24 protein-coding genes are annotated in these 24,059 nt (G+C 74.5%); 19 read left to right on the top strand and 5 right to left on the bottom strand.

From position 1 onward, the window contains the following. Positions 1–69 precede the first annotated feature (69 nt). The 3 genes from QRT03_RS10995 to QRT03_RS11005 are packed head-to-tail and all read left to right on the top strand — an operon-like array spanning position 70 to position 3,731. A complete protein-coding gene (locus QRT03_RS10995; protein ID WP_286052780.1) occupies positions 70–1,371 on the top strand; it encodes a DUF222 domain-containing protein in 1,302 nt (433 codons plus the stop codon). A gap of 56 nt (positions 1,372–1,427) precedes the next feature. Beyond that, positions 1,428–2,255: an amidohydrolase family protein gene (locus QRT03_RS11000; protein WP_286052781.1), complete on the top strand. Its 828-nt coding sequence runs from the start codon at positions 1,428–1,430 to the stop codon at positions 2,253–2,255. 36 nt (positions 2,256–2,291) lie between these two features. Continuing rightward, a complete protein-coding gene (locus tag QRT03_RS11005; protein WP_286052783.1) occupies positions 2,292–3,731 on the top strand; it encodes a hypothetical protein in 1,440 nt (479 codons plus the stop codon). A gap of 7 nt (positions 3,732–3,738) precedes the next feature. Here the strand turns inward: QRT03_RS11005 and QRT03_RS11010 are convergent, their stop codons facing one another. After that, positions 3,739–3,888 carry a hypothetical protein gene (locus tag QRT03_RS11010; protein ID WP_286052784.1) on the bottom strand — a complete coding sequence of 50 codons (150 nt, stop codon included), beginning with the start codon at positions 3,886–3,888 and terminating at the stop codon, positions 3,739–3,741. A 223-nt stretch (positions 3,889–4,111) separates the two neighbouring features. Here QRT03_RS11010 and QRT03_RS11015 point away from each other — a divergent pair, with 223 nt between their 5' ends. Next, positions 4,112–4,648, top strand: a complete 537-nt coding sequence (locus tag QRT03_RS11015; protein ID WP_286052785.1) for a hypothetical protein — start codon at positions 4,112–4,114, stop codon at positions 4,646–4,648. Positions 4,649–4,664: 16 nt separating this feature from the next. Here the strand turns inward: QRT03_RS11015 and QRT03_RS11020 are convergent, their stop codons facing one another. Both QRT03_RS11020 and QRT03_RS11025 read right to left on the bottom strand, forming a co-directional pair. Beyond that, the gene (locus tag QRT03_RS11020; protein ID WP_286052786.1) at positions 4,665–5,687 is read right to left on the bottom strand and encodes an esterase/lipase family protein; all 1,023 of its coding nucleotides are present in this window, start codon (positions 5,685–5,687) and stop codon (positions 4,665–4,667) included. Positions 5,688–5,716: 29 nt separating this feature from the next. Beyond that, a complete protein-coding gene (locus tag QRT03_RS11025) occupies positions 5,717–6,058 on the bottom strand; it encodes an ArsR/SmtB family transcription factor (protein WP_286052787.1) in 342 nt (113 codons plus the stop codon). An 80-nt stretch (positions 6,059–6,138) separates the two neighbouring features. On the opposite strand from QRT03_RS11025, the gene QRT03_RS11030 reads away from it, so the two are divergent. The 12 genes from QRT03_RS11030 (at position 6,139) to QRT03_RS11085 (ending at position 18,968) form a co-directional block, all read left to right on the top strand. Continuing rightward, positions 6,139–8,031 (top strand): heavy metal translocating P-type ATPase, encoded by a 1,893-nt coding sequence (locus QRT03_RS11030; protein ID WP_286052788.1) that lies wholly within the window; start codon positions 6,139–6,141, stop codon positions 8,029–8,031. Positions 8,032–8,103: 72 nt separating this feature from the next. Continuing rightward, a complete protein-coding gene (locus tag QRT03_RS11035; protein WP_286052789.1) occupies positions 8,104–9,432 on the top strand; it encodes an MFS transporter in 1,329 nt (442 codons plus the stop codon). A gap of 82 nt (positions 9,433–9,514) precedes the next feature. After that, a complete protein-coding gene (locus QRT03_RS11040) occupies positions 9,515–10,234 on the top strand; it encodes a Crp/Fnr family transcriptional regulator (protein WP_286052790.1) in 720 nt (239 codons plus the stop codon). 182 nt (positions 10,235–10,416) lie between these two features. Next, a complete protein-coding gene (locus QRT03_RS11045; RefSeq protein WP_286053348.1) occupies positions 10,417–11,031 on the top strand; it encodes a superoxide dismutase in 615 nt (204 codons plus the stop codon). Positions 11,032–11,199: 168 nt separating this feature from the next. Continuing rightward, a complete protein-coding gene (locus QRT03_RS11050) occupies positions 11,200–12,792 on the top strand; it encodes an ABC transporter substrate-binding protein (protein WP_286052791.1) in 1,593 nt (530 codons plus the stop codon). Next, positions 12,756–13,790, top strand: coding sequence for an ABC transporter permease (locus QRT03_RS11055; RefSeq protein ID WP_286052792.1), 1,035 nt, complete (start codon positions 12,756–12,758; stop codon positions 13,788–13,790). Before QRT03_RS11050 ends, QRT03_RS11055 begins: the two co-directional genes overlap by 37 nt. Further along, complete coding sequence (locus QRT03_RS11060) at positions 13,783–14,742, top strand: ABC transporter permease (protein ID WP_286052793.1); 960 nt, start codon at positions 13,783–13,785, stop codon at positions 14,740–14,742. Before QRT03_RS11055 ends, QRT03_RS11060 begins: the two co-directional genes overlap by 8 nt. Then, positions 14,739–15,689 (top strand): oligopeptide/dipeptide ABC transporter ATP-binding protein, encoded by a 951-nt coding sequence (locus QRT03_RS11065; protein ID WP_286052794.1) that lies wholly within the window; start codon positions 14,739–14,741, stop codon positions 15,687–15,689. Before QRT03_RS11060 ends, QRT03_RS11065 begins: the two co-directional genes overlap by 4 nt. Further along, positions 15,686–16,336, top strand: a complete 651-nt coding sequence (locus tag QRT03_RS11070) for an ABC transporter ATP-binding protein (protein WP_286052795.1) — start codon at positions 15,686–15,688, stop codon at positions 16,334–16,336. The genes QRT03_RS11065 and QRT03_RS11070 overlap by 4 nt, the downstream gene beginning before the upstream one ends. An 81-nt stretch (positions 16,337–16,417) precedes the next feature. Next, a complete protein-coding gene (locus QRT03_RS11075; RefSeq protein WP_286052797.1) occupies positions 16,418–16,849 on the top strand; it encodes a DUF3099 domain-containing protein in 432 nt (143 codons plus the stop codon). A gap of 31 nt (positions 16,850–16,880) precedes the next feature. Beyond that, positions 16,881–17,132, top strand: a complete 252-nt coding sequence (locus QRT03_RS11080; protein ID WP_286052798.1) for a DUF3039 domain-containing protein — start codon at positions 16,881–16,883, stop codon at positions 17,130–17,132. 72 nt (positions 17,133–17,204) lie between these two features. After that, the gene (locus tag QRT03_RS11085) at positions 17,205–18,968 is read left to right on the top strand and encodes a DEAD/DEAH box helicase (protein WP_286052800.1); all 1,764 of its coding nucleotides are present in this window, start codon (positions 17,205–17,207) and stop codon (positions 18,966–18,968) included. A 377-nt stretch (positions 18,969–19,345) separates the two neighbouring features. Here QRT03_RS11085 and QRT03_RS11090 read toward each other — a convergent pair whose 3' ends face one another. After that, the gene (locus QRT03_RS11090) at positions 19,346–19,540 is read right to left on the bottom strand and encodes a DUF7455 domain-containing protein (protein WP_286052802.1); all 195 of its coding nucleotides are present in this window, start codon (positions 19,538–19,540) and stop codon (positions 19,346–19,348) included. Between the two features lie 185 nt (positions 19,541–19,725). On the opposite strand from QRT03_RS11090, the gene QRT03_RS11095 reads away from it, so the two are divergent. From QRT03_RS11095 to QRT03_RS11105, 3 genes are all read left to right on the top strand, one after another. Continuing rightward, positions 19,726–20,610, top strand: coding sequence for an EamA family transporter (locus QRT03_RS11095; protein ID WP_286052803.1), 885 nt, complete (start codon positions 19,726–19,728; stop codon positions 20,608–20,610). 40 nt (positions 20,611–20,650) lie between these two features. After that, complete coding sequence (locus QRT03_RS11100; RefSeq protein WP_286052804.1) at positions 20,651–22,030, top strand: type I glutamate--ammonia ligase; 1,380 nt, start codon at positions 20,651–20,653, stop codon at positions 22,028–22,030. A gap of 63 nt (positions 22,031–22,093) precedes the next feature. Beyond that, complete coding sequence (locus QRT03_RS11105) at positions 22,094–23,092, top strand: endonuclease/exonuclease/phosphatase family protein (RefSeq protein ID WP_286052806.1); 999 nt, start codon at positions 22,094–22,096, stop codon at positions 23,090–23,092. Here the strand turns inward: QRT03_RS11105 and QRT03_RS11110 are convergent. Further along, positions 23,055–23,993: an aldo/keto reductase gene (locus tag QRT03_RS11110; RefSeq protein WP_286052807.1), complete on the bottom strand. Its 939-nt coding sequence runs from the start codon at positions 23,991–23,993 to the stop codon at positions 23,055–23,057. The two genes, QRT03_RS11105 and QRT03_RS11110, sit on opposite strands and share 38 nt — an antisense overlap. Positions 23,994–24,059: the final 66 nt, after the last annotated feature.

Below are 24,059 nucleotides of genomic sequence, written 5' to 3' on the forward strand. Positions count from 1 at the left end.
CGTCGAGGATCTCGGAGAGTTCGTCGTCGGTGGGGCGTGACTGTCGGGGGGTCGCGCTATTCTTCGAACATGAGTTCGGACGATGGTGGGGACGCGGTCAGCGGGGAGCTGACCGCGCTGCTCACGCGTCTCGCCGAACTCGCCGATCAGCCCACCGACCCGTCGTGCGGGGTGCCCGACGCCGCCCGGATCGATCGGATCGCGCTGCTCGAACAGACCCGCGCCGCGTTGGCCGCCGCCCAGCACACCGAGATGGTCGCGTTCGCCCGCGCGCACGTGGAAGCCCAGGCCGGCCTGGTCGCCGCGCACGAGCTCGACCCGCGCGACCTCGGGAAGGGGATCGCCGACCAGATCGCCCTGGCCTGCCACGTGTCCCCGACGGTGGGCTCGCGGCGGTTGGGAGTGGCGCAGGCGTTGGCCGACGACCTGCCGTGTACGCGGGCCCTGCTCGCGGCCGGGCGGGTCTCAGAGCGGGTCGCCGAGCTGGTGGTGTCCTGGACCAGTCACCTCGACCCGGAACTCCGCCGACTCGTCGACAAGCAGGTCGCCGACTCGGGGATCGAGACCCAGAGCCGGTTCGCCGCCGAGGCGACGATCAAGCGGTTGGCCTACGAGGCCGACCCGGCCGGGTTCACCCAGCGCGGGCGGACCGCGCGCACGCAGCGGCGGGTCACGCTGCGCCCCGCCCCGGACACCATGTCCGTGCTGTCGGGGCTGTTGCCGGTCGAGCAGGGCGTCGCCTGCATCACCGCCCTACGCCGGCACGCCGACACGTTGATCGCCGGTGGGGACGCCGACGGCCGGACGCGGGATCAGATCGTGGCCGACACCCTGGTCGAACGGGTCACCGGGCAGACCTTCGCCGAGGACGTGAACGTCGAGGTCGGGATCGTGCTGCCCCTCGACGCCCTCACCGACACCGATGGGCCCGGCATCGGCGAGGTCGTCGGCTACGGGCCACTCCCCGGCGGGATCGTCGCCGACCTGCTCAACAGCACCCAGGGCCGGAAGTGGTGGCGGCGGCTGTTCACCCACCCCCGCTCCGGACGCCTCGTCGGCGGCGACCCCCAGCGTCGGCTGTTCGACGGGTTCCTCGCCGGCCTGATCCACTACCGCGACCACGGCCGCTGCCGGGATCCGTACTGCGGAGCCCCCGCCCGGCACACCGACCACATCCGCGGCCGCACCGCCGGTGGCCCGACCAGCCTCGGCAACGGGCGGCGTACCTGCGTGCGCGGCAACCAGGTCAAGGAGCTGCCCGGCTGGTCCACCGACCTCCTCGACGACGGCCTCGGCGACCACCCCCACGAAGTCCGGACCACCACCCCCACCGGCCACACCTACACCAGCCGGGCCGACGACCCGCCGTAACAGCCCGTCATTTGGAGGCAGCCATTCGGAAACACGGCCTTGCCAGGGTCGACGACGTGCCGAACCTGCCCGTCGTCGACGCCCACCGCCACCTCGGTGTCCTGCCGTCCTACCCCTTCTACGGCGGCCCGCCGGTCAACCCGGACATCGGCGCCCGGGAGACGATCGACCAGCTGCGCGCGGACCTCGACGAGGAGGGCACCGAGCTCGCCGTCGTGATCCCGAACTACGGCGTGCCGGACGCCTCGGCCTCGTTCGCCCTCAACGAGCTGTGCCTCGAGGCGGCCGCGAAGGACGACCGCATCCGCACCGGCATCTGGGCGTCCCCGCGCGCGCAGGACGCGGCCGAGACCGCGAAGGCCCTCGAGCTCGCGGCCGAGGAGTCGGTCCGCGTCATCAAGATCAGTTTCCTGCTCGGCGGCTCGCCCACCGACCCGGAGTGTAGGCCGCAGCTGGACGCGATCTTCGACGCTGCGCGCCGGCACGACCGCGTGGTCCACGTACACACCTCGCCCGGTGCCGCGTCGGACATCGATCAGGTCGGCGAGCTGGTCGACCGCTACGCCGACGACGTGAAGCTGCACCTGGTGCACCTCGGCGGCGGCATGAGCGGGCACATCAAGCTGATCGGCGGGCGGTTCTTCGACTGGATCGAGGCCGGGAAGCAGGTCTACACGGACACGAGCTGGGCGATCGGGTTCGCGCCGCGCTGGCTGGCGGCGGAGATCGAGCGCCGGGGGACCGGGCACGACCGCGTGCTGTTCGCCAGCGACGAGCCGTGGGGCGACCGCATCGGAGAGCTGGTGCGCATGCAGGCGGCCATGGGCGACGGCGAGCTGGGTCGGCTCACGCTCGCGGAGAACGCCCGGGCGCTCTACGTCTGACCTGAGCATCTGCTCAGATGATCGTATGCTCGACGGGTGCCCCGCGGTCCGGTCGCCCTGCTCCTCGCCGTCCTGGGGCTGTTCGTGTTCTCCGCGCCGGCGGTAGCCCACGAGTCGGTGCCGTCCGGGGTCGTCCGGGTCGCGCAGAGCCTGGCCGACCGCGAGCTGACCGTGACCCTGACGCCGCCGCCCACCGGCTCCGGCAGCCTCGCGGTCGCGATCGAGGCGCTGGGAGACCCGGGGAACCGGCCCGTCGCGGTCCGGGCAGAGCCCGTCGACGGGGCTGCCGCGGCGGCGACACCGGTCGTGCCGGGGCCGGTCGGAGCACCGGGACGCACCTCGGTCGACCTCGAGCGTGCCGGCACCTGGACGCTGGTGCTCGACGACGCCGGCGCACTCGCCCGCATCCCGCTGCGCTGGGAGGACCCGGGGACACCGGGCTCGACCTGGGCCACCCGGATCGGAGCCGCCGTCGCCGTCCTGGCCGGGATCGCCGCCACGAGCTTCCTCCGCCGCCGGGTCGCGGTCGCGGCCGGTCTCGGCGTGCTCGCGGCCGCCGGGGCGGCGGTCGCGGTGACCGCCTTCGCGCTCGGGACGACCCCCGTGTCGGCCGCCTATGTCGCGGGCGGCGCGCCCCTGTCGGCCGCCCCGGCGGGCGACACCGCACCGGACCCGGGCGGCATGCCCGGCATGACCGGCACGGGAGGGATGGCCGGCATGCACGGCTCGGGCGGCGGCTCGCCGACGGCGATGCCCGGCGGAGGCGCCGTCTCGATGACGAGCACCCTCACCGGGTCGACGCTGGACCTGCAGCTGCGCGACGCCTCCACCGGCGTCGCGGTGGACGACCTGATGGTCCACGACGACGCCTTCGTCCACCTCGCGGTCCTGGGTCGGGACGGATCCGAGCAGCACGTCCACCCGGTACGCACCGGACCGGGCCGGTGGCAGGTGCGGCTCGCGCCGATGACTCCCGGCCGCCACGGCGTGTTCGCCGAGTTCTCCCGCGACGGCGTCACCCACCAGCAGGTGCGGTCCGCGGTCGACGTCCCGGGCGTGCCGGCGTCGCCCGGCGCGCTGCCCGCACCCGGGCGGCAGGCCGTGGCCGGTCTGGTCGCCGACGTCGCCGTCCCCGACGCGGTCGCCGGGCGACCGGCCACGGTCCGCGCCACCTTCAGTCAGGACGGTCGCCCGGTCACCGACCTGCAGGCCTGGCTGGGGATGGCCGGACACCTGTTCGTCCTCGGACCCGGCCGGTCGGGCGCCCCGGACCCCGCCGACGTCACGGCGTCCTTCGCCCACGTCCACGACATGCAGGCCCGCCCGCCCGGACGCGGGTACGGACCCGACGTCAGCTTCGCCTACACGTTCCCCGACCCCGGCACCTACCGGCTGTGGCTGCAGGTCCTGCGAGGCGGGTCCGTGGTGACGGTGCCCGTGGAGGTGTCGGTCGGCGCACCCGCCGGCGCGGTCTGACCGGGTCTCAGCGACCCTGCTCCGCGGCCGGGAGGTCGACGACCGGCAGCTCCTCGGACCAGTGGAACGCGGCGTCCCGCGACTCCCACCCGCAGCGGCAGTGCCCGCGTGGGTCGATCCGGTGCCCGGGGGCCTCCTCGCGCACGTCCGCAGTCATGACTGCCAGCGCACCGTTGTTGCCATTAAAAGGCAACTGTTCGGACGGGGGTGGTGGAGCGGCGTCGAGAATGTGGTGTCCCCCCGCGCACCCACCGGGTAGCGGTGGCCGTCGGCGGACGACGACCGTGGTTTCGGTCGACCGAAACCACGGTGTTCAAGTCGGCGAATCCATGGTTAGGATGTCCCGGAACGTTCCGGGCAGGACGATGGACGGAGCACCCGTGACGCAGCGCCTCTCGAGGGGAGCCCACTCCGCGGCGGAGGAGGGCACCTGCCTCATGGAGCAGGTCGCGCTCGCCGCCGACGAGTCCTTCTCCGACCGGCCGCGCTGCACCCCCACCGCGCTGTCCGCCCTGGCTCAGCAGGTCAACGACCGGGTCTCCGACGCTGGCCGCGACCGGCTCCTCGAACTCGTCCCGGCCCTGACGACCAGCGCGAGCGACGACCCGGTCGACGCCTGGGAACTCGTGGCCGTGTGCGCTCGCGCGGCACTCGCGATCCGGCCGGACGACCGCCTGGCCACCCGGTTGCTCGCCCGCGCCGGACGCGCGCAGCGTCGCTGGTCCCGCCTGGGCCTCGACGGTGCGCCCGGCCGGATCGCCGGTCTGCGCGCCCTGCCGCACCTCACCGCGGCCTTCCACCGCATGGCCGTCCTCGCCGGGCCGGCCGGCTCCGCCGAGAGGGACGATCGCCTGATCGCCCTGCTCGCCGACGCGGTCGGCGTCCGGCCGGAGGAGCAGGAGTTCGCCGCCGCCTGACCCGCGCCCTGCGCGGCTAACCGGCGCCCTGGGCGTACGGCGCGAGTGCCGGCTCCCGGGGCACGAACGGCCCCGTCGCCAGCGCGGTGCCGGCCGAGGCGACGAGCCCCGCGAAGTCGAGCGGGAACGTCACCGGGTTCACGCCGGGCTGGAACGGCCGGAGGCACACCCCGCGGCCGATCCGGTCGGCCTGCGCCGGGCCGTCGTGGTCGAGCGCGTCGACGGCGATCGCGTAGGCGACCGCGTCGGACGTGCCGATCCCGAAGTGGTCGACCACCCGGGTCACGCCGCACAGCCCCTGCAGCGAGATGTTGCTGACGCGGTCGCCGCCACCACGGATCGGCGAGTTCGCGGGCGGCGTGGCGTCCACCGGCACCCCGCGCGGGACGGCCAGGTTCGGCACCACGATCTCGTCGTAGATCGTGTAGGCCACGGTGTAGTCGACGCCCGGGACGGTCTCGCCACCTGCGTTGAGCGCTGCGAGGAAGCGCGACCGAGGCGCCTGCTGCCAGATCGCCGGGGCGCAGCCGACGGCCGGGACCGCGCACACGAGCGGGGCGTCGACCGTGCCGCGGGTCGACGGGGCGAGGGCCACGTAGTCGTCGACCTTCCCGCGGGTGTCGGGGAAGAACTTCAGCGCCCAGCGCCCGATCATCCCGCCCTGGCTGTGCCCGAGCAGGTCGATCTTCCCGCCGGCCCGCTCGGACATCGTGCGGATCGCCGACACCACGTACTCGGCGGCGACCTGGAGGTCCCCGAGCGCGTTCTGCGGCAGCGTCACGCTGCAGAACGGCCGGCCGGTCGCGGTGAACGCCCGCGCGTAGTTCCAGTCGAACTCGGCCGGCGTCAGCGTCGTCCCGGGGATGAGCAGGACCGGCTGCCGGGCGGCCAGGTCGCCGTGGCAGGCCAGGCTCTGCCGCAGCGCGTCCGCCGGGACGCTCAGCGCCGGGCCGTCGTTCGCCGCGGCCGACCCGCTCGCGGCTCCGATCCCGAGCAGCAGCACCACGAGGAACAGGCCGATCCGCCGGGCGAGGTTCACGCCCGCCCAACGACGGGTTCCCGACGGCGTTACTCCGACGGGGTGGCCGCGGTCAGGTGCTCGACGTGGAAGACGGCCTCGTCGAGCAGCTGGGCCACGTGGTCGTCGTGCAGCCGGTAGCGGATCTGGCGCCCGGCCCGCTCGCCGACGACCAGCCCGAGGTGTCGCAGCACGCGCAGCTGGTGGGACACCGCGGACTGCTCCATCCCGACGTCCTCGACGAGTTCACCGACGGTGCGCGGCTCCACGCGCAGCCGCAGCAGCAGCTGGACCCGGCTGGGGGTGGAAAGGGCGTGCATCGTGCGCGCGATCGCCTCCACCCCGGCTGGGGCGAGCGTCGTCGCGGCGGCGCCGTCCCTGCCGTGGCCCATGCGCGGAGCCTACTCACCTCAGCGGTTGGTCAGACATGAAAGTATGAACGAGCATTCATTCGTGTGTAGCGTGAGTGACCGTGACCGCCCTCGACGTCCGTCCGAGCCCCACGGCCGCGCCCGCCGCCCGGGCGGAGCTGCTCGGCCTGCCCGAGGTCCGCTGGGCCGCGATCGCGCTGGCTGCGTTCGTGGTCGGCGGGCTGCTGTGGCTGGCGGACGCACCCGCGTGGGCGTCGGGGCCGGTGCTCGCGGTCTGCTACCTCGCCGGGGGGTGGGAGCCGGCGGTGGAGGGGCTGCGGGCGCTGCGGGAGCGGACGCTCGACGTCGACCTGCTCATGGTCGTCGCGGCGCTCGGCGCGGCCGCGATCGGCCAGGTGCTCGACGGTGCCCTGCTGATCGTCATCTTCGCGACGTCGGGTGCGCTCGAGGCGTGGGCGACCGCGCGGACCGAGCGGTCGGTGGGGGGCCTGCTCTCGACGGCCCCGGAGACCGCCACACGGGTCGCCGACGACGGGTCCGAGGCGGTGTGCGAAGCGGCCGACCTCGCCGTCGGCGACGTCGTGGTGGTCCGGCCGGGCGCCGCGATCCCCGCGGACGGGCTGGTCGTCGAGGGGGCGGCCGAGATCGACCGGGCGAGCATCACCGGCGAGCCGTTGCCGGTCCCGGCGGGCGTCGGCACCGAGGTCTACGCGGGCACCGTCGCCACCGGGGGCACGCTGCGCGTGCGGGTGTCGCGACCGGCGGCGGAGTCCGTCGTCGCCCGGATCGCGGTGCTGGTCGAGGAGGCGTCCCGGACGAAGGCGCGCACGCAGCTGTTCGTCGAGAAGGTCGAGCAGCGGTACTCGGTCGGGGTCGTGGTGGCGACGCTCGCGATCTTCGCGGTCCCGCTCGCCCTGGGATCGTCGTTGGACGACGCCCTCCTGCGGGCGATGACGTTCATGATCGTCGCGTCGCCCTGCGCCCTGGTGCTCGCGACGATGCCGCCGCTGCTCGCCGCGGCCGCGCGGGCGGGGCGGCGGGGCCTGCTCGTCCGCTCGGCGCAGGTGATGGAGCGCCTCGCCGACGTGGACGCGGTCGTGCTGGACAAGACGGGCACCGTCACCGAGGGGCGTCCGCGGGTGGTCGGGGTTCCCGACGACGAGGTGCTGCGCCTCGCGGCCGCCGTCGAGACCGGCAGCGAGCACCCGCTGGGCCGCGCCGTCGTCGCAGCGGCGTGCGAGCGCGGGCTCACGGTCCCGCCCGTCGAGGACTTCGTCGCCGCCCCCGGCGTCGGGGTGCGCGGGGTCGTCGGCGGCCGCCGGATCGGGGTCGGGCGGGCCTCCTCGCAGCCGGCCGCCACCACCACCCCGGTCGCCGTGACCGACCTGGACGACGGGTCCGTGCTCGGCACCCTGGAGATCGCCGACGCGCTGCGGCCCGACGCCGCGGACGCGGTCGGCGCGCTCGCCGCGCGCACCGTCGTCCCGCCCGTCCTCGCCACGGGGGACGCACCCGGCCCGGCGCGCGAGGTCGGGCGGCGGATCGGGGTGGCGGACGTGCGCGCGGAACTCCTGCCGGAGGACAAGGTCGACGTGGTGGCCGACGTCCGGCGACCCGGCCGCACCGTCGCGGTGGTCGGGGACGGGGTGAACGACGCCCCGGCCCTCGCGGCCGCGGACGTGGGGGTGGCGATGCGCGGGTCGGACCTCACGATGCGGGCCGCGGACGTCGTCGTCCTCTCCGCAGACCTCGCCCGGCTGCCCTGGCTGCTGGACCTCGCGCGGCGGGCCCGCCGCATCGTCGTCGCCAACCTGGTGATCGCGGGCACCCTGATCGTCGGGCTCGTGACGTGGGACCTCGTCGGGCACCTGCCGCTCGCGCTCGGTGTCGCGGGGCACGAGGGGTCGACGATCCTGGTCGCGCTGAACGGCCTCCGGCTCTTGCGCGAGCCCCGACGTTCCTCAGGAAACGTGCGCGACGTGCCCCGTCTGTAGTCTGTGATACAGATCGCGGTCCGATTCCTCCCGATACTGCGTGTGACACCACGTTCGACCCGGGAGGGCTCGTTGACCACTTCGGACCACGCGGCATCACCGAGCGCACCGCCGATGCGCCGCATCGCGCTCGCGAGCATGACCGGCACGGTCATCGAGTTCTACGACTTCTTCATCTACGGCACGGCCGCCGCGCTCGTGTTCAACAAGGTCTTCTTCCCCGAGCTGGGGGCGGCGGCCGGCACCGCGCTGGCGCTCGCGACCTTCGGCGTCGCCTTCGTGGCGCGGCCGTTCGGCTCCGTGCTGTTCGGGCACTTCGGCGACCGGCTCGGCCGCAAGCGCACGCTGGTCACGACGCTGCTGCTGATGGGTCTCTCGACGCTGGCGATCGGCCTGCTGCCCTCCACCGGGCTGATCGGCTGGCTCGCGCCCGTGCTGCTCGTGCTGCTGCGCATCCTGCAGGGCCTCGCGGTCGGCGGGGAGTGGGCCGGCGCCACGCTGCTCACCGCGGAGAACTCGCCCGCGAAGGTGCGCGGCAAGTACGCGCTCTACCCGCAGCTGGGGCCGTCGGTCGCGTTCGCGCTCGCCAGTGCCACCTTCCTGACGACCGCTCTGACCATGTCCAACGAGGCCTTCCTGGCCTGGGGCTGGCGCATCCCGTTCATCGGCAGCGTCGTCCTCGTGGCGCTCGGCCTGTACGTGCGCCTCGCGATCACCGAGACGGCCGCGTTCTCCCGGCGCAACGAGGCCGAGGGCGGGGCGCGCAGGCTCCCCGTCACCGACGTCCTGACCCGCCAGCCCAAGGAGGTCCTGCTCGGCGCGGGCTCGACGATGGCGGTGTTCGCCTTCTTCTACATCGGCGTCACCTACCTGACCAGCTACGGCACGCAGGAGCTCGGGCTGCCCCGCCCGACGGTGCTCGCGATGGGGATCGTCGGCGGGCTGGTGTTCGCGGGCACGACGATCGCCGGCGCGATCCTGTCCGACCGCGTCGGGCGCCGTCGCATGGTGATCATCGGCAACGCGGTGTCCGTGGTCGGCGGTCTCGTCGCGTTCCCGATCATCGACCTCGGCACGGCCGCCTCGTTCGGGCTCGGGCTCTCGGTGGTGCTCGGCGTCGTCGGCATCGCCTACGGCCCGATCGGTGCGCAGCTGCCCGAGCTGTTCCCCACCCGGTACCGCTACACCGGCGCCGGCATGGCCTACAACCTGGCCGGCGTGCTCGGCGGCGGCGTGGTCCCGCTGATCGCCACCGCCCTGGTCGCCACCTACGCGTCCAGCCTGGCGATCGGCCTGCTCCTCGCCGGTCTCTCCGTGGTCAGCCTGGCCTGCACGCTCCTGCTGCCCGACTCCGTCGACGAGTCGATCAGCGCCGAGGCCCCGGCGCGTCTCGCTGCCTGAGAGAAGGGCTGGGCCGGGCGGTCGCGCCCGGTTAGCCTCCGTCCCGACCCGGATGTCCGGGTCGGGACGGGGGTCGTCGGACGTGTCGCGCCCCCTGCCGTCCCCCGTTCCCGTCGCCACACCGGAACTCGCGGTCTCGCCCTTCCTGCTCGCCGAGACCGGCCCGGTCGCGGCCCGGCTCGCGGCCCTCGGCGTGTCGCGTCGGCTCCGCGCGGGCGAGGTCGTCATGCGGCAGGGCGAGCTGTCCGGCTCCCTGTTCGTCCTGACGGCGGGTCGGCTCCGGCTCTCGCTACTGCGTCCCGACGGCGGGGAGCGCGTCCTGGGCTACGCCGAGCCCGGCGCGAGCGTCGGGGAGACCGCGTGCGTGGACCGGGCCGCCCGCGCGGCGACCGCGGTCGCCGTCGTGGACTCCGAGGTCCTCGCGGTGACCCGCGAGAGCCTGCTCGCCGCCGCGCGCAGCGACCCGGAGCTGCTGCTCGAGGTGGCCCGCCGGGTCGCGCACAAGCAGCACGTGCTGCACCTGCACCTCGCGCTGGACGCACTGCCCGCCCGCGAGCGCATGGTGCTGCTGCTGTCCCACCTCGTCGACGCGCACGGCGAACCCGGCCCGGACGGCCTGGTCCGCCTGCGTCTACAGCTCGCCGTCGACGACCTGGCCGCGATCGTCGGGCTCACCCGCGTCACCGCCTCCCGCGAGCTCTCGCGGCTCGTCGCCGAGGGCGTGCTGCTCAAGCAACGTCGCTCGTTCGTCGTGCGCGACCGGCCCGCGCTGCGCCGCCTCACGGCCTCCGTCGCGGTCTGACTCCACGCCGCTTTCGGAGTTTGCGTCCCGGTGCTGCCCGGGATCCCGGGTCCAGCGGTCGATCCGGCGTGCGCCGGCGGCCCGGACCATCGACTTGCTGTCATCTGCCAGTTGCACCAGGATCGCAACAGCGAAGCAGGGGTCGATCACCGACGGACTCTTTCGAGGAGATGCGCGAAGCGATGGCGGAGTACACGCTGCCCGACCTGCCCTACGACTACGGCGCTCTCGAGCCCCACATCTCGGGCAAGATCATGGAGCTGCACCACGACAAGCACCACAACACCTACGTCACCGGTCTGAACTCCGCTATCGACGCCCTCGCCGAGGCGCGCGAGAAGGACACGATCGGCACGACGGCGCTGCTGTGGGAGAAGAACCTCGCCTTCAACTACGGCGGGCACATCAACCACACCGTCTTCTGGCAGAACCTCTCCCCGGACGGCGGCGACAAGCCCACCGGGGAGCTCGCGTCGGCGATCGACCGGGACTTCGGCTCGTTCGAGCTCTTCCAGAAGCACTTCACGTCGGTCGCCACGACGATCCAGGGCTCGGGCTGGTCGATCCTCGGGTTCGACACGCTCGCCCAGAAGCTGCGCATCTTCCAGCTCTACGACCAGCAGGCCAACGTGCCGCTGGGGATCATCCCCGTGGTCATGCTCGACATGTGGGAGCACGCCTTCTACCTGGACTACCTCAACGTGAAGCCGGACTACGTGAAGGCCTGGTGGAACGTCGTCAACTGGGCCGACGCCGCCAAGCGCTTCGAGTCCGCCCAGGGGACGCAGCTCGTCTGAGAGCCGTTCCCGCACGACCCGCGGTGATCGTTCCGACCAGACGACCCACCGCGCCGGCGGCGACCCCCATGGGCTTAGGCCCGTGGGGGTCGTCGTGTCTCTACAGCCAATGCTCAGTAAAAGCTAGTTCTTGTTCCTGCCACTTGCTGGTGATTACCGTCCCGGCTCGTGATCGTCGCCCGTTTCGTCCCGCTGGCCGCCGCCGCGGTCCTCGCCCTGCTCGTGGGCGCCTGCTCCGCCCCGACGTCCGGTCCCGCCGCCTCCGACCCGGGGAGCATGGTCCTGGCCGACGGCTACGAGCCCGACGACGTCAACCCGCTCATGGGGTACGGCGAGGAGGGCGCGTCGAAGATCTACGACGGCCTGACCGCGCTGGACGCCCAGCGGGAGCCGCAGCCGGCCCTGGCCGCCTCCGCGCCCGTCGCGGCGCCGGACGGGCTGTCCTGGACCGTGCCGCTCCGACCGGGCGTGACCTTCCACGACGGCACCGCCTTCGACGCCACCGACGTCGTGGCCACGTACAAGGCCGTGCTCGACCCGACGAAGGCGGCGACGGTCGCCTCCGGCTTCTCGATGGTGCGCGACGTCGTCGCCGTCGACGCCGGCACGGTGCGGTTCGACCTCACCCGGCCGTTCCTGCTCTTCCCCGGGCGGCTCACGCTCCCGATCGCCCCGTCCGAGGCGGTGGCGATTCCCGGCCCGGCGTCGGACATGCCGCTGGGCACGAAGCCGGTCGGCACCGGCCCGTATCGGATGGTCGAGTGGCGCCAGGGCTCGTCGATGGTGCTCGAGGCGAACCCGTCCTACTTCGGGGGCGCACCCGCCGTCCGGAGGATCACCGTCGTCTTCGCGACCGACGACAACACCCGCGCCCAGCGCGTCGCGGCCGGGGAGTTCGACGGCACCGTCCTGCCGCCCGCCCTGGCGAAGGGGATCGCGGGCCAGGCCCAGGACATGGTGCTGCGGGAGCACGCCAGCGCGGACTACCGGACGATCACGATGCCGTTCGGCAACCCCGTCACCGCCGACCCGGCGATCCGGCAGGCCCTCAACCGCGCGGTCAACCGGCAGGGGATGATCGACGCCCTGCTCGCGGGGCAGGGACGGCCCGCCAGCACCCCGATCCCCGAGGTGCTGCCCGAAGAGGTCGAGCCGGCCGCGCAGTTCCCGTTCGACCCGGCGCAGGCGAACGCGATCCTGGACGCGGCGGGCTGGACGCGCGGCGCCGACGGGATCCGGGCCCGCGGAGCGCTGCCCGCCCGGTTCACGCTCATGTACAACCCCGCCGACACCGTGCGCCGCGACCTCGCGCAGGCGTTCGCCTCCGACGCCCGCGCGATCGGGGTGGACGTGCGGCTCGAGGGCCTGGGGTGGGACGCGATCGACCCGCGCCTCGGGACCGACGCGGTCGTCCTCGGCGGCGGCAACCCGTTCGACACGGCGTTCAAGTCCTGGCAGCTGCTCTCGTCGGTGAACGCGGCCGACGGCTACAACAACCCCGGCTCGTACCGCAACGCCGCCGTCGACCAGGCGCTCGACGCGGCGATCGCCGCCCCGGACCGGGCGACCCGGGCCGCGGAGCTGCGGCGCTTCCAGCAGGCCTACGCCGCGGACCCGGGCATGGTGTTCCTGACCTTCCTCGGCCACAGCTACCTCACCCGCGACCGGTTCGACGGCTACCAGCCCGTCGTCGAGCCGCACACCCACGGCACCACGTGGGGTCCGTGGTGGAACGTCGAGCGCTGGACGCCGCGGACGTGACGACGGTGCAGCCGGCCCGGCGGCGCGGCCGCGAGATCGGCATCCTGGTGGCCTGGCGCCTCGGGGTGGCGGTGCCGGTGGTGGCCGTCGTCGCCACCGGGGTGTTCCTGCTCGCCGCGTGGTCGCCGTTCGACCCGATCTACCAGTACTTCGGGGCCGGGGTGTTCTCCGCGGGCGACGCCGCCGTCGCGAACGCCCGGGAGCAGCTCGGGCTGAACGACTCGGTGTGGACCCAGCTCGGCCGCTGGGTCGGCGGACTGCTCTCCGGCGACCTCGGCCAGAGCCTCTCGTTCCGCCAGCCGGTCGGGACGGTGATCGCCCAGCGGCTGCCGTGGACGCTGCTGCTGGTGACCCTCGGCCTCGTGGTCAGCGTCGTGCTGTCCCTGGTCGCCGGGGTCACCGCGGCCTGGCGGCAGGGCGGGTGGGTCGACCGCGCGGTGACCGCGGTCGGGCACACGCTCGAGGGCCTGCCGCCGTTCGTCCTCGCGCTCGGGGCGATCGCGGTGTTCGCGGTCGCGTGGCCGCTGCTGCCGGTCGCCGGGCTCACCGACGCCGGGGCCGCCCCGACCCTCGGCCAGGTCGCCCGGCACGTGGTGCTGCCCGCGGTCGTGCTCGGTATCTCGCAGATGCCGTGGCTGGTGCTGCACGTGCGCTCGTCCCTGCTCGGGGCGCTCGACGAGGACCACGTCACCGGGGCCCGGGCCCGCGGGCTGCCGGAACGGGTCGTGGTGCTGCGCCACGCCCTGCCGACCGCGCTGCTCCCGTTCGTGACGGTGCTCGGCAACCGGCTCCCGGAGGTCGTCACGGGCGCGGTGCTGGTCGAGACGGTGTTCTCGTGGCCCGGGATCGCGGCGGCCGTCGTGACCGCGGCGCTGTCCGTCGACTTCCCGCTGCTCGCGGCGCTGACGCTGCTCACCACCACTGCGGTGCTGCTCGGCGCCCTGCTGGCCGACGTCGCGGTGCTGGTGCTCGACCCGAGGGTGACCGCCGATGGCTGAGCTGACGACCTACCGGGGCGAGCGCAGCGACGGGGGAGGAGCAGCGGCACCGTCCGCCGTCGGGAAGGACAGGACGTGGCGCCCGGCCGGGCACCGGCGGCCGGGGACGCTCCGGGCACGGGCCTCGTGGACCGGTCGGGGGCGGTTGGTCGCCGGGCTCGTCGGCCTCGTCGTGCTCGTGCTCGGCGCGATCCTGATCCCGTGGCTCGGCGGCCTGGACCAGGGCGCGGTGGACTACACCGCGGTCCGGCAGCCGCCGTCGCTCGCGCACCCGTTCGGCACGGACGCCGTCGGACGGGACCTGTTCCTGCGCTCGTTCGCCGGGCTCGGGGTCTCGTTGACCGTCGCGGCCTCCTGCGCGGTGATCTCGACGGTGATCGGCACGCTGTACGGGGCGCTGTCCGGGCTGCTCGGCGGCTGGCCGGACCGGATCCTGATGCGCGCCGTCGACGGCGTGAACGCGGTGCCGCACCTGCTGCTCGGCATCGTCATCGTGGCGCTCTACCGCGGCAGCGTGCCGGCGGTGATCGCCTCGATCGGGCTGACGCACTGGACGACGGTGGCGCGGGTGGTGCGGTCCGAGGTCCTGTCCCTGCGGTCGCGGCCCTACGTGGACGCGGCGATCAGCGGCGGCGCGTCCCGACGGCGGGTGCTGGGCCGGCACCTGCTGCCGGCGGTCGTCCCGCCCGCGGTGCTCTCGAGCGTGCTGATCCTGCCGCACGCGGTGTGGCACGAGACTGCGCTCTCGTTCCTCGGTCTCGGGCTCCCGCCGCACCTGGCGAGCCTGGGCAACATCCTCGCGGAAGGACGGCAGGCGGTGCTGCTCGGCAGCTGGTGGATCGTCGTGTTCCCCTCGGCCCTGCTCGCGGCGACGACGCTGGCCGTGGCCGGTATCGCGGCCTGGTGGCGCGACCGCAGCCGGCCGCGACGCCGCTCGGAGATGGCGCTGTGACCGCCGCGCTGGAGGTCGAGGGGCTCGACGTGCGGTTCGGGCTGCGCGGGCGCCGGGGCGGGCCCCCACGGTTCGTGCGCGCCGCGAGCGAGGTCGACCTGACGCTGCACCACGGCCGCCTGCTCGCGCTGGTGGGGGAGTCCGGGTGCGGCAAGTCGGTGCTCACCGAGGCGCTGACCGGGCTGCTGCCGGGCAACGCGGAGACACGCGGTCGGGCGGCGCTGCGCCCCGAGGGTCTCGACCTGCTCACCGCCCCCGAGCCGGTGCTGCGGGACGAGGTGCGGGGGCGGCGGGTCGGGCTGGTGGGACAGTCCGCGGGCACCTTCCTGACACCGACGCGCACCATCGGGACACAGCTGCGCGAGGCGGTGCGGCTGCTGGACGGCCCCGAGCCGGCCGAGGTGCTCGCCGAGCGCGCCGGGCTCCCGGCCGCTGCCCTGGACATGTACCCGCACGAGCTCTCCGGCGGCACCGCGCAGCGGGCCGGGCTCGCCGCGGCGCTCGCCGGCGACCCGGCGATCGTGCTCGCCGACGAGCCCACGGCCGGCCTCGACCGCCCGCTCGTGGACCGCACGACCGACCTGCTCGTCGACCTCGCCCGCGACGGGAAGGCGGTCCTGCTCATCACCCACGACCTGCGGGCGGTCCGCCGGATCGCCGCGGAGGGCCCCGTCGACCTCGCCGTGATGTACGCGAGCCGCATCGTCGAGTCCGGGCCGGCGGCGGAGGTGTTCGCCCGCCCGTGGCACCCGTACACGCGCGGGCTGCTCGGGGCGCTGCCGGACGAGGGCTTCGTCCCCGTGCCGGGGCACCCGCCGGAGCTGTCCGACCTGCCGTCGGGATGTCCGTTCCGCCCCCGGTGCGGGAGCACCGCCTGTACCGACGACCCCGCCCTCGTCCACCACGGCGACCGCGCGGTCGCCTGCCATCCGGCGGTGCCGGCGTGAGCCTCGTCGGGAGCGGGCTGGTCGGCGGGTGGCGGCGCGGGCACGCCGTCGTCGAGCGGCTGGACGTGGCCGTCGAGCCCGGTCGGGTGCTGGGCATCGCGGGGCCGAGCGGCTGCGGGAAGTCGACGCTCGTGCGGATGCTGGCCCTGCTGCACACGCCGTGGCGGGGCACGGTGGCCGTGGACGGCACCGCGGTGCCGCGGATGCGCTACCGGGCGCCGGCGGCGCTGCGCCGCCGGGTGGGGGTCGTGTTCCAGCAGCCCCGGGCGGCCGCCGACCCCCGGCTGACGCTGACCGAGATCCTGACCGAACCGCTGCGCGCCGCCGGGGAGCGTGACCGCGCCGTCCTCGACGCCCGGGCCGCGGAGCTGTCCGACCGAGTCGGCCTCACCGCCGAGCTGCGGACCCGCCGGCCGCACGAGGTCTCCGACGGCCAGCTCCAGCGGGCGTGCCTCGCGCGGGCGCTCGCCGCGGAGCCGGACTACCTGCTCTGCGACGAGATGACGGCGATGCTGGACGCGTCCACCACGGCGGCGCTCGTGTCGGTGATCGGCGCGGAGGTCGACCGGGGGCTGGGCGTGCTCACGGTCAGCCACGACGAACCGCTGCTGGCCGCCTGGGCGGACGAGGTGCTGCGCCCCTGGTGATCCGGGCGGTCGCCCGGGGATTGCCCGCCATGCCATCGGGGACCCGAAGTGGGACAGTGGCGGGAAGGAAGGGCGGTGCGCGTGAAGCGACCAGGCCAGAGGAACGACGACGATCCGGTCCTCATCACCGAGGCGGCCGTCTCGTTCGAGGACGAGTTCGCCGCCCGGAAGAAGCGGTACTCGCTGATCATGGCGTGCCGCATCCCGTGCCTCATCCTGGCCGGCGTCTTCGGCATCGGCTTCAACTGGCCCCTGGTCGCGGTCGCGTTCATCGTGCTGTCGGTCCCGCTGCCCTGGGTGGCGGTGCTCATCGCGAACGACCGTCCGCCGAAGAAGTCGCAGAAGGTCAACCGCTACCGGGCCGACCGGAAGGCGCTGCCCGAGGTCAGCGAGGCGCGGATCATCGAGGCCGCCGAGGCCCTGGACGCGCGGTCCCAGCGGACGGACGGTCCCCGGCAGTCCCGCCAGGACGGACCCGACCACGCGCCGCCGCGAACGGGCACCGACGGCTGACGCCGTCGGACCCCTGAGGCAAACTAGGGGCATGAGCCAGACCGCGGTCCTCCCCGACGTCCGTCCCGACGCCACGGACCGGACGAACGACGACGACCCGAAGATGTTCCACTACGTCCGCAAGGACAAGGTGGCCGAGAGCGCGGTGATGGGCTCCATGGTCGTGGCGCTCTGCGGTGAGACCTTCCCGGTCACGCGCTCGCCGAAGCCCGGCTCGCCGGTCTGCCCGGCCTGCAAGGAGATCTTCGAGAAGCTGCCGCGCGGCGGCGGGGACGACGACTGAGCGTCCGCCCCTGACGGTCTCCCGCGCCGGGAGGCCGGCCTCGTCCTGCCCACCATCCCGCCCGGAGGGTCCTTGACTGCGCGCGCGCCCGGCCGAACCGGATCGACGACGGACACGCCGTCCGGTCCACCCCTGCGGCAGTGGCAGCGGCGGGCCCTGACCCGCTACCTCGCGGAGCGCCCCAAGGACTTCCTCGCGGTCGCGACCCCGGGCGCGGGCAAGACGACCTTCGCGCTGCGGGTGGCCTCCGAGCTGCTCGGCGACCGGACCGTCGACACGGTGACGATCGTGTGCCCGACCGAGCACCTCAAGCACCAGTGGGCGGGCGCGGCCACGCGGGCGGGCATCGCGATCGACCCGGAGTACTCGAACTCCGTCGGGAAGCTCTCCGCGGACTTCCACGGCGTCGCGGTCACCTACGCCCAGGTCGCCGCGCACCCGATGCTGCACATGAACCGCACCGAGTCGCGGCGCACCCTGGTGATCTTCGACGAGATCCACCACGCCGGGGACGCGAAGAGCTGGGGCGAGGCCACGCGGGAGGCCTTCGGGGGCGCGACCCGTCGGCTCGCCCTGACCGGGACGCCGTTCCGCTCGGACGACAGCCCGATCCCGTTCATCACCTACGAGCCCGACTCGGCGGGCGCCCTGCGCTCGAAGGCCGACCACTCCTACGGCTACTCCGACGCGCTCGCCGACGGCGTCGTCCGGCCGGTGGTGTTCCTGGCCTACTCCGGGCAGGCGTCGTGGCGCACCAGCGCCGGCGAGGAGATGACCGCCCGGCTCGGCGAGCCGCTGACCGCCGAGCAGACCTCCCGGGCCTGGAAGACGGCGCTGGACCCGAAGGGCGACTGGATGCCCGCCGTCCTGCAGGCCGCCGACACGCGGCTCAACCAGCTGCGCCAGGGCGGGATGCCCGACGCCGGCGGGCTCGTCATCGCGACCGACCACACCACCGCCAAGGCCTACGCGAAGATCCTCGCCCGGCTCTCCGGGGAGGAGCCGGTCGTCGTGCTCTCCGACGACCCGAAGGCCTCCGGGCGGATCGCGACCTTCTCGGCGTCGAACGACCGCTGGCTCGTGGCCGTCCGCATGGTCTCCGAGGGCGTCGACGTGCCGCGCCTGGCCGTCGGTGTCTACGCCACCAGCGCCTCGACCCCGCTGTTCTTCGCACAGGCGGTCGGCCGGTTCGTGCGCTCGCGGCGCAGCGGCGAGACCGCGTCGGTCTTCCTGCCCAGCGTCCCGACGCTGCTGGGTCTGGCGAGCGAGCTGGAGCTGCAGCGCGACCACGTCCTCGGCGAGCCGCACCGGCCGAAGGAGGGCCTCGACGACGAGCTGCTCGAGCGCGCGAACCGCACCGAGGACGAGCCGGGGGAGCAGGAGAAGGCGTTCGAGGCGCTCTCCGCCGAGGCCGAGCTCGACCAGCTGATCTACGACGGGGCCTCGTTCGGCACCGCCGCCGGCTCGGGCACCGACGAGGAGCAGGACTACCTCGGGCTGCCGGGGCTGCTCGACCCCGACCAGGTGCGGGCGCTGCTGCGTCGGCGGCAGAGCGAGCAGCTGGACGAGCAGGCTGCGCGCACGTCCGCCGAGCCCGCCGCCGCCCCGCCTCCGCCGGCCCGGATCACGCCGTCCGCCGCGGAGAAGCTCAAGGAACTGCGCCGCGAGCTCAACACGCTCGTCGCCGCCCACCACCACCGCACCGGCCAGCCGCACGGCGTGATCCACGGCGACCTGCGCAAGGCGTGCGGCGGCCCGGCCACCCCGGTCGCCACCGCCGAGCAGATCGAGGAGCGGATCACCATGCTCCGGTCGTGGCGCTCGCAGCCGCGCTGACCCTCCGGGGTCGGACCGTCCGGACTGTGAGCGACTTCACACTCCGTGGTGGCGACTCCGAGCCGTGTCGATCACGTTGCGATACGTGCCCGTCACGAGCGACATCGGATCGTCACACGCCGTGGTCGTCGCCGAGGTGGGTCGGGGACCCGGCGTCGGTCGCCGCGGCGACCACGGGTGACGGTCCGAACCACCCGACCGAGCGCGTCACAGGAGCGCGGTCGGCGTGTCGGGCCGTCCGTCGGGACGCCGCGCGCCGCGACCGGGGGCGGACAGGGGCGCAGACGGGAACGGCGGGCGGGGACCGGTCCGGTCCCCGCCCGCCGTCAGCTCGAGCGTCGTGGCGGCGATCTCCGTCGCCGCAGGTCAGCGGCGCGTCAGACCGTCTCCCCGGCCTGCACGTCGATGGAGAGCTCCTTCATCTTCGCCTCGTGGGCACGGGCGTGGTGCCCGCAGAAGAGCAGCTCCCCGCCGGAGGGCAGGACGGCGCGAACCCGCGCCGCTGCCCCGCAGCGGTCGCATCGGTCCGAGGCGGTGAGTTCTGGCCGGGTCAGGGTTCCGGGCATCGTCATCTCCCTCCGTTCGGGAGCCGGCCGTACGACCGGTCCCGCTGGCTCCGGCCGAGTGACCGTTGCCCCTCCACTGTGTCAGACCGGGGCGACGACCGCTCGTGTTCACGTGCTGCTTTGTCCTCGGTCACGTACCGCTCATCGACGGATTGCGACCGCTGTTATCCGGGAAGGGGCGGGACCACACGATGGTGAGTCGATCTTCGACGACGAACGGTCTCCCGGCGCCGCTACTCTTCGTGCTCGGTGGGGCGTCGATGTACGTCGGCGCGGCGCTCGCGGTCGGACTGTTCGAGCGGGTGTCGCCCGCGGGCGTGGCGTGGCTGCGCCTGGCCGGCGCCGCGGTCGTGCTCGGGGTGTGGCGGCTGGCGGCCCGGCGGTGGTCGCGGGGGGAGCGCGTCCGCTGGTCCCGACGGCGGGTGCTCCTCGCCGGTGCGTTCGGACTCGTCACGGCCGGGATGAACATCGTCTTCTACGAGGCGATCGCCCGGCTGCCGCTCGGCACCGCGGTGGCGATCGAGTTCGCCGGGCCGGTGCTCGTGGCCGCGCTGGGCTCGCGGAGTCGCCGGGACTGGGCGGCGCTGGCGCTGGTGGTGCTCGGCGTCGGGCTGATCGCGGACGTCCGGCTCGAGGGCTCGCCCGCGGGCGTGGCGTTCGCGTTGCTAGCCGCCCTGCTGTGGGCGGGCTACATCGTCCTCGGCGCCCGGGTCTCGAGCGGGTCGGCGTCGACGGGGGAGGGCATCGACGGTCTCGCGATCGGGTTCGTCGTCGCCGCGGTCGTGCTCTCGCCGTTGGCCCTCACCGCCGCCCCGATCGCGGGGGAGCCGCTGCTGCTGGGTTCCGCGCTCGCTCTGGGTGTCCTGTCGTCGGTCGTGCCCTACGTGCTCGACCAGGTGGTGCTGCGTCGGGTCGGCCGGGCGCGATTCGCGCTGCTGCTGGCGCTGCTGCCGCTCACGGCCACCGTGGTGGGGCTGGTGGGCCTCGCGCAGATCCCGGCGCCGCTCGAGGCGGTGGGCATCGCGGCGGTCGTCGTGGGGGTGGCGCTGCGCCGGGAGTCGCCGGCTCCTGACTAGCCTGACCTGCGCCGACGGGGCGAGGGAGAGGGTGGGACGCATGTCCGAACAGTTGCGCGACCGCGGCCGGGAGCTCGCCGCGGCGCTGGCCGCCGACGGGGTCGTCGGGCTGACGATCGCCTGGGCCGACAACAACGGCATCCCGCGCTCGCGCACCGTGCCGGTGTCGGCGCTGCCCCAGGTGGCGGTGGCGGGCGTCGGGGTGACGCACCTGTTCGCGGTGTTCGACACGAACGACGCCATCGCCTACGGCTCTCCGGGCATGCAGAACGCGTCCGGCGACGTCCGCCTGGTCCCGCAGCTCGACCGCATCACCCGCCTCGCCGGGCAGCCGGCCTTAGCGTGGGCGCCCGGGAAGCAGGTCACGGCCGACGGCGGGCCGTGGGCGTTCGACCAGCGCTCCGTGCTGGAGCGGGTCGTCGAGGCGCTCGCCGCCGACGGCACCACCGCGCTGGTCGGCTACGAGATGGAGTTCGGGGTCTTCGAGCAGGCGACGGACCCGGAGGACACCGAGCTCCTCGCCGCCCACTCCGGGCCCGCGTACAGCCCGCACGCGCTGCTGCCGATCGACGGCTTCATCGCGTCCGTGATGCGCGACGCCGAGGCCAACGGGCTGCGCCTGGGCCAGGTCCACGCCGAGTACGGGCCGGCGCAGGTCGAACTCTCGCTGGCCGCCACGGACCCGCTCACGGCCGCCGACCAGCAGTTGCTCGCCCGGCAGACGATCCTCGCGGCGGCGGAGGCCCACGGCCTGCGGGTCTCCTTCGCCCCGCTGCCGACCCTGAACGGCGCGGGCAACGGGTGGCACGTGCACACGTCGCTGTGGCGCGGCGGGGAGAACCTGCTCGCCGGCGGCCCGGAGGGCCCGCGCGGGACGGCCGGCGCCGGCTACGTCGCCGGACTGCTGCGCGACCTGCCCGCGCTCGCCGCGCTCACCGCACCGTCGCTCGGGTCGCTGGCCCGACAGCGCCCCGGCTTCTTCGCCGGGGCGTTCTCCGGGTTCTGGGGCGTGGAGAACCGCGAGGCCCCGCTGCGCTACGTGCCGGGCTCGGCGCTGCTCGGCGAGGACCACGCCAACGTCGAGCTGAAGGTCTCCGACGCCTCGGCCAACCCGTACCTCGCGCTCGCCGCCCTCCTGACGGCGGGTGCGGCCGGCATCGAGGAGAACCTGGTGCCGCCGGCGCCGACCGCCGAGGACCCGGGCACGTGGAAGAAGAAGCAGCGCGCCGCGGCCGGCGTCGAGCGGCTGCCGGGGACGCAGGCCGAGCAGGAGGAGGCCCTCGTCGGGAACCCGCGCATCGCCGGCGTGCTCGGTGACGACCTCCTGGCCGCCTTCCTCGCGGTGCGCCGCGCGGACGCGGCGTGGGCCGCGGAGAAGGACACCGAGGAGGTCCTCGCCGCCTGGCGCTGGCGCTACTGATCACCCGACGGGGCGGCCGTCCCTCGCGCCGACACGACGTCCCGTCGGCGATCATCGGTCCCCGTGGGACACCCCGGAGGCCGCGCCGCGGCGAGCGCGCTCGTCACCGCCGTCGTCCTGCTCCCCGAGGTGGTCGGGCTCGACCGGACGGCGCCGTGGCCGATCGTCACGGCGTTCCGGCGCCGGCTCGCCCTCGGTGCGGGCGCCCTCGCCGCCGGGGCGGCGGTCCGCCCGGGGCCGTGGCGGGCCGCCGGCGCCGGGGTGGGCCTCGTGGCGGCGGCCGCCGTGGTCCTGTCGGCGGTGCGGCACCGGGCCCGCACCGGGGAGGGCGCGACCGACGGCGAGCCGGTGAGCGTGCTCGGGGCGAACGTGTGGATCGGCCGGGCGGACCCGGTCGCGCTCGGGGACCTGGTGCGGTGCGAGCGGCCGGACGTCGTGGTCCTGCTGGAGTCCGGGGACCGCTTCCGCCGGGCGCTCACGGCGGAGATCGACGACCTCGGGTACCGGGGGTGGTCCGGCGCTCCGGGCCGCGCCGAGGTCGAGGCCGCGGGGGCCGGGGACCACGCGTGCACGTCGGTGCTGGTCGCCCCCCGGCTCGGTGACGTCACGGCGCGGGCGGTCACCCGGGACACGGCCTCGGGCTGGATCGAGGTCACGGGCGGCGGGCTCGGCGACACGCGGGTCCTCGCGGTGCACCCCGCCGTCCTGCTGCCGCGCCGCACCCACGAGTGGCGCCGCGAACTCGCCCGCCTGGCCGGTCTGGTCGCCGACGACCCGCGACCAACGGTCGTCGTCGGGGACCTCAACGCCACCCTGGACCACCGGGCCCTGCAGTCCGTCCTGCGCCACCTCCGCTCGGCCTCCGCGGAGGTCGGCCGGGCCCGGGTGGGAACGTGGCCCGCGGGGCGGTCCCGTCGACTCGGGGTCGCGATCGACCACGTCCTCGTGTCCGCCGCCGTGGGCGTCGAGTCCGTCGAGGTGCTCGACGTCCCCGGCAGCGACCACCGCGCGCTGCTCGCGCGGCTCAGACGTCCGAGAGGCGCCGCAGCTCCTCGTCGGTGAGCCGCAGCGAGACAGCGGGCAGGATCTCCTGCAGCTGCTCGACCGTCCGGCCCGAGGCGATCGGTGCCCCGACGGTCGGCTGTGCGGCGAGCCACGCGAGCGAGACCGCCGCGACCGGGACGTCGTGGGCCGCCGCGATCTCGTCGAGCACCCCGAGCACGGCCACGCCGTGGTCGTCGAGGTAGGCGCGGGCGCCCTCGGCGCGGGCGCTCGCCATCGCGCCGGACGACGCCCCGGAGTCGACGGTGTCCTGCCCGGGCCGGTACTTGCCGGTCAGGAAGCCCTTGGCCAGCCCGAAGTACGGGTAGCAGACCAGGCCCTCGCGGTCGACGAACGGAGCGAGGTCACGTTCGTAGTCCCGCTCGACGAGATTGTAGTGCGGCTGCACCGCGCTGAACGGGGTCAGGTCGTGCTTCTCGGCGAGCTCGAGGGCGCAGGCGAGCCGGTCCTCGTCGAAGTTCGAGGCGCCGACGGCCCGCACCTTCCCCGCCCGCACGAGCTCGTCGAACGCCGCGACGTAGTCCTCCTGCGGGGTGTCCGGGTCGTCGCGGTGGGCGTAGTACAGGTCGATGTGGTCGGTCTGCAGCCGGCGCAGCGAGTCGTCGCACGCGGCCCGGACGTTCTCCGGACGCAGGCCCTTGCGCTGCTCCCAGGAGCCGACCTTCGTCGCGATCACCACGTCGTCGCGGCGCCCCGTCCGCGCCAGCCAGTTCCCGATCACGGTCTCGGACTCGCCGCCGGAGTTCCCCTCGGCGCGCGCCATGTAGGAGTCGGCGGTGTCGATCATGCGGCCGCCGGCGTCGACGAAGGCGTCGAGGAGGGCGAACGACGTCGGCTCGTCCGCCGTCCACCCGAACACGTTGCCGCCCAGGCACAACCCGTCGTCAGGAAGAGAGGTCATGCCCCCGGTCTACCCGCACGGAACCGAGGCAGACCCTGCACGCGGGGCCGGGGATCTTGGTCGCGG

The sequence above is a fragment of the Actinomycetospora termitidis genome (assembly GCF_030286555.1).
Classification (GTDB): Bacteria; Actinomycetota; Actinomycetes; order Mycobacteriales; family Pseudonocardiaceae; genus Actinomycetospora; species Actinomycetospora termitidis.

Excerpts from the sequence above, each read along its gene's own strand:
- QRT03_RS10995 (WP_286052780.1), top strand. The coding sequence starts at position 70 with ATGAGTTCGGACGATGGTGGGGACGCGGTCAGCGGGGAGCTGACCGCG.
- QRT03_RS11010 (WP_286052784.1), bottom strand. The coding sequence starts at position 3,888 with ATGACTGCGGACGTGCGCGAGGAGGCCCCCGGGCACCGGATCGACCCA.
- QRT03_RS11025 (WP_286052787.1), bottom strand. The coding sequence starts at position 6,058 with ATGGGCCACGGCAGGGACGGCGCCGCCGCGACGACGCTCGCCCCAGCC.
- QRT03_RS11045 (WP_286053348.1), top strand. The coding sequence starts at position 10,417 with ATGGCGGAGTACACGCTGCCCGACCTGCCCTACGACTACGGCGCTCTC.
- QRT03_RS11060 (WP_286052793.1), top strand. The coding sequence starts at position 13,783 with ATGGCTGAGCTGACGACCTACCGGGGCGAGCGCAGCGACGGGGGAGGA.
- QRT03_RS11080 (WP_286052798.1), top strand. The coding sequence starts at position 16,881 with ATGAGCCAGACCGCGGTCCTCCCCGACGTCCGTCCCGACGCCACGGAC.
- QRT03_RS11090 (WP_286052802.1), bottom strand. The coding sequence starts at position 19,540 with ATGACGATGCCCGGAACCCTGACCCGGCCAGAACTCACCGCCTCGGAC.
- QRT03_RS11095 (WP_286052803.1), top strand. The coding sequence starts at position 19,726 with ATGGTGAGTCGATCTTCGACGACGAACGGTCTCCCGGCGCCGCTACTC.
- QRT03_RS11100 (WP_286052804.1), top strand. The coding sequence starts at position 20,651 with ATGTCCGAACAGTTGCGCGACCGCGGCCGGGAGCTCGCCGCGGCGCTG.
- QRT03_RS11110 (WP_286052807.1), bottom strand. The coding sequence starts at position 23,993 with ATGACCTCTCTTCCTGACGACGGGTTGTGCCTGGGCGGCAACGTGTTC.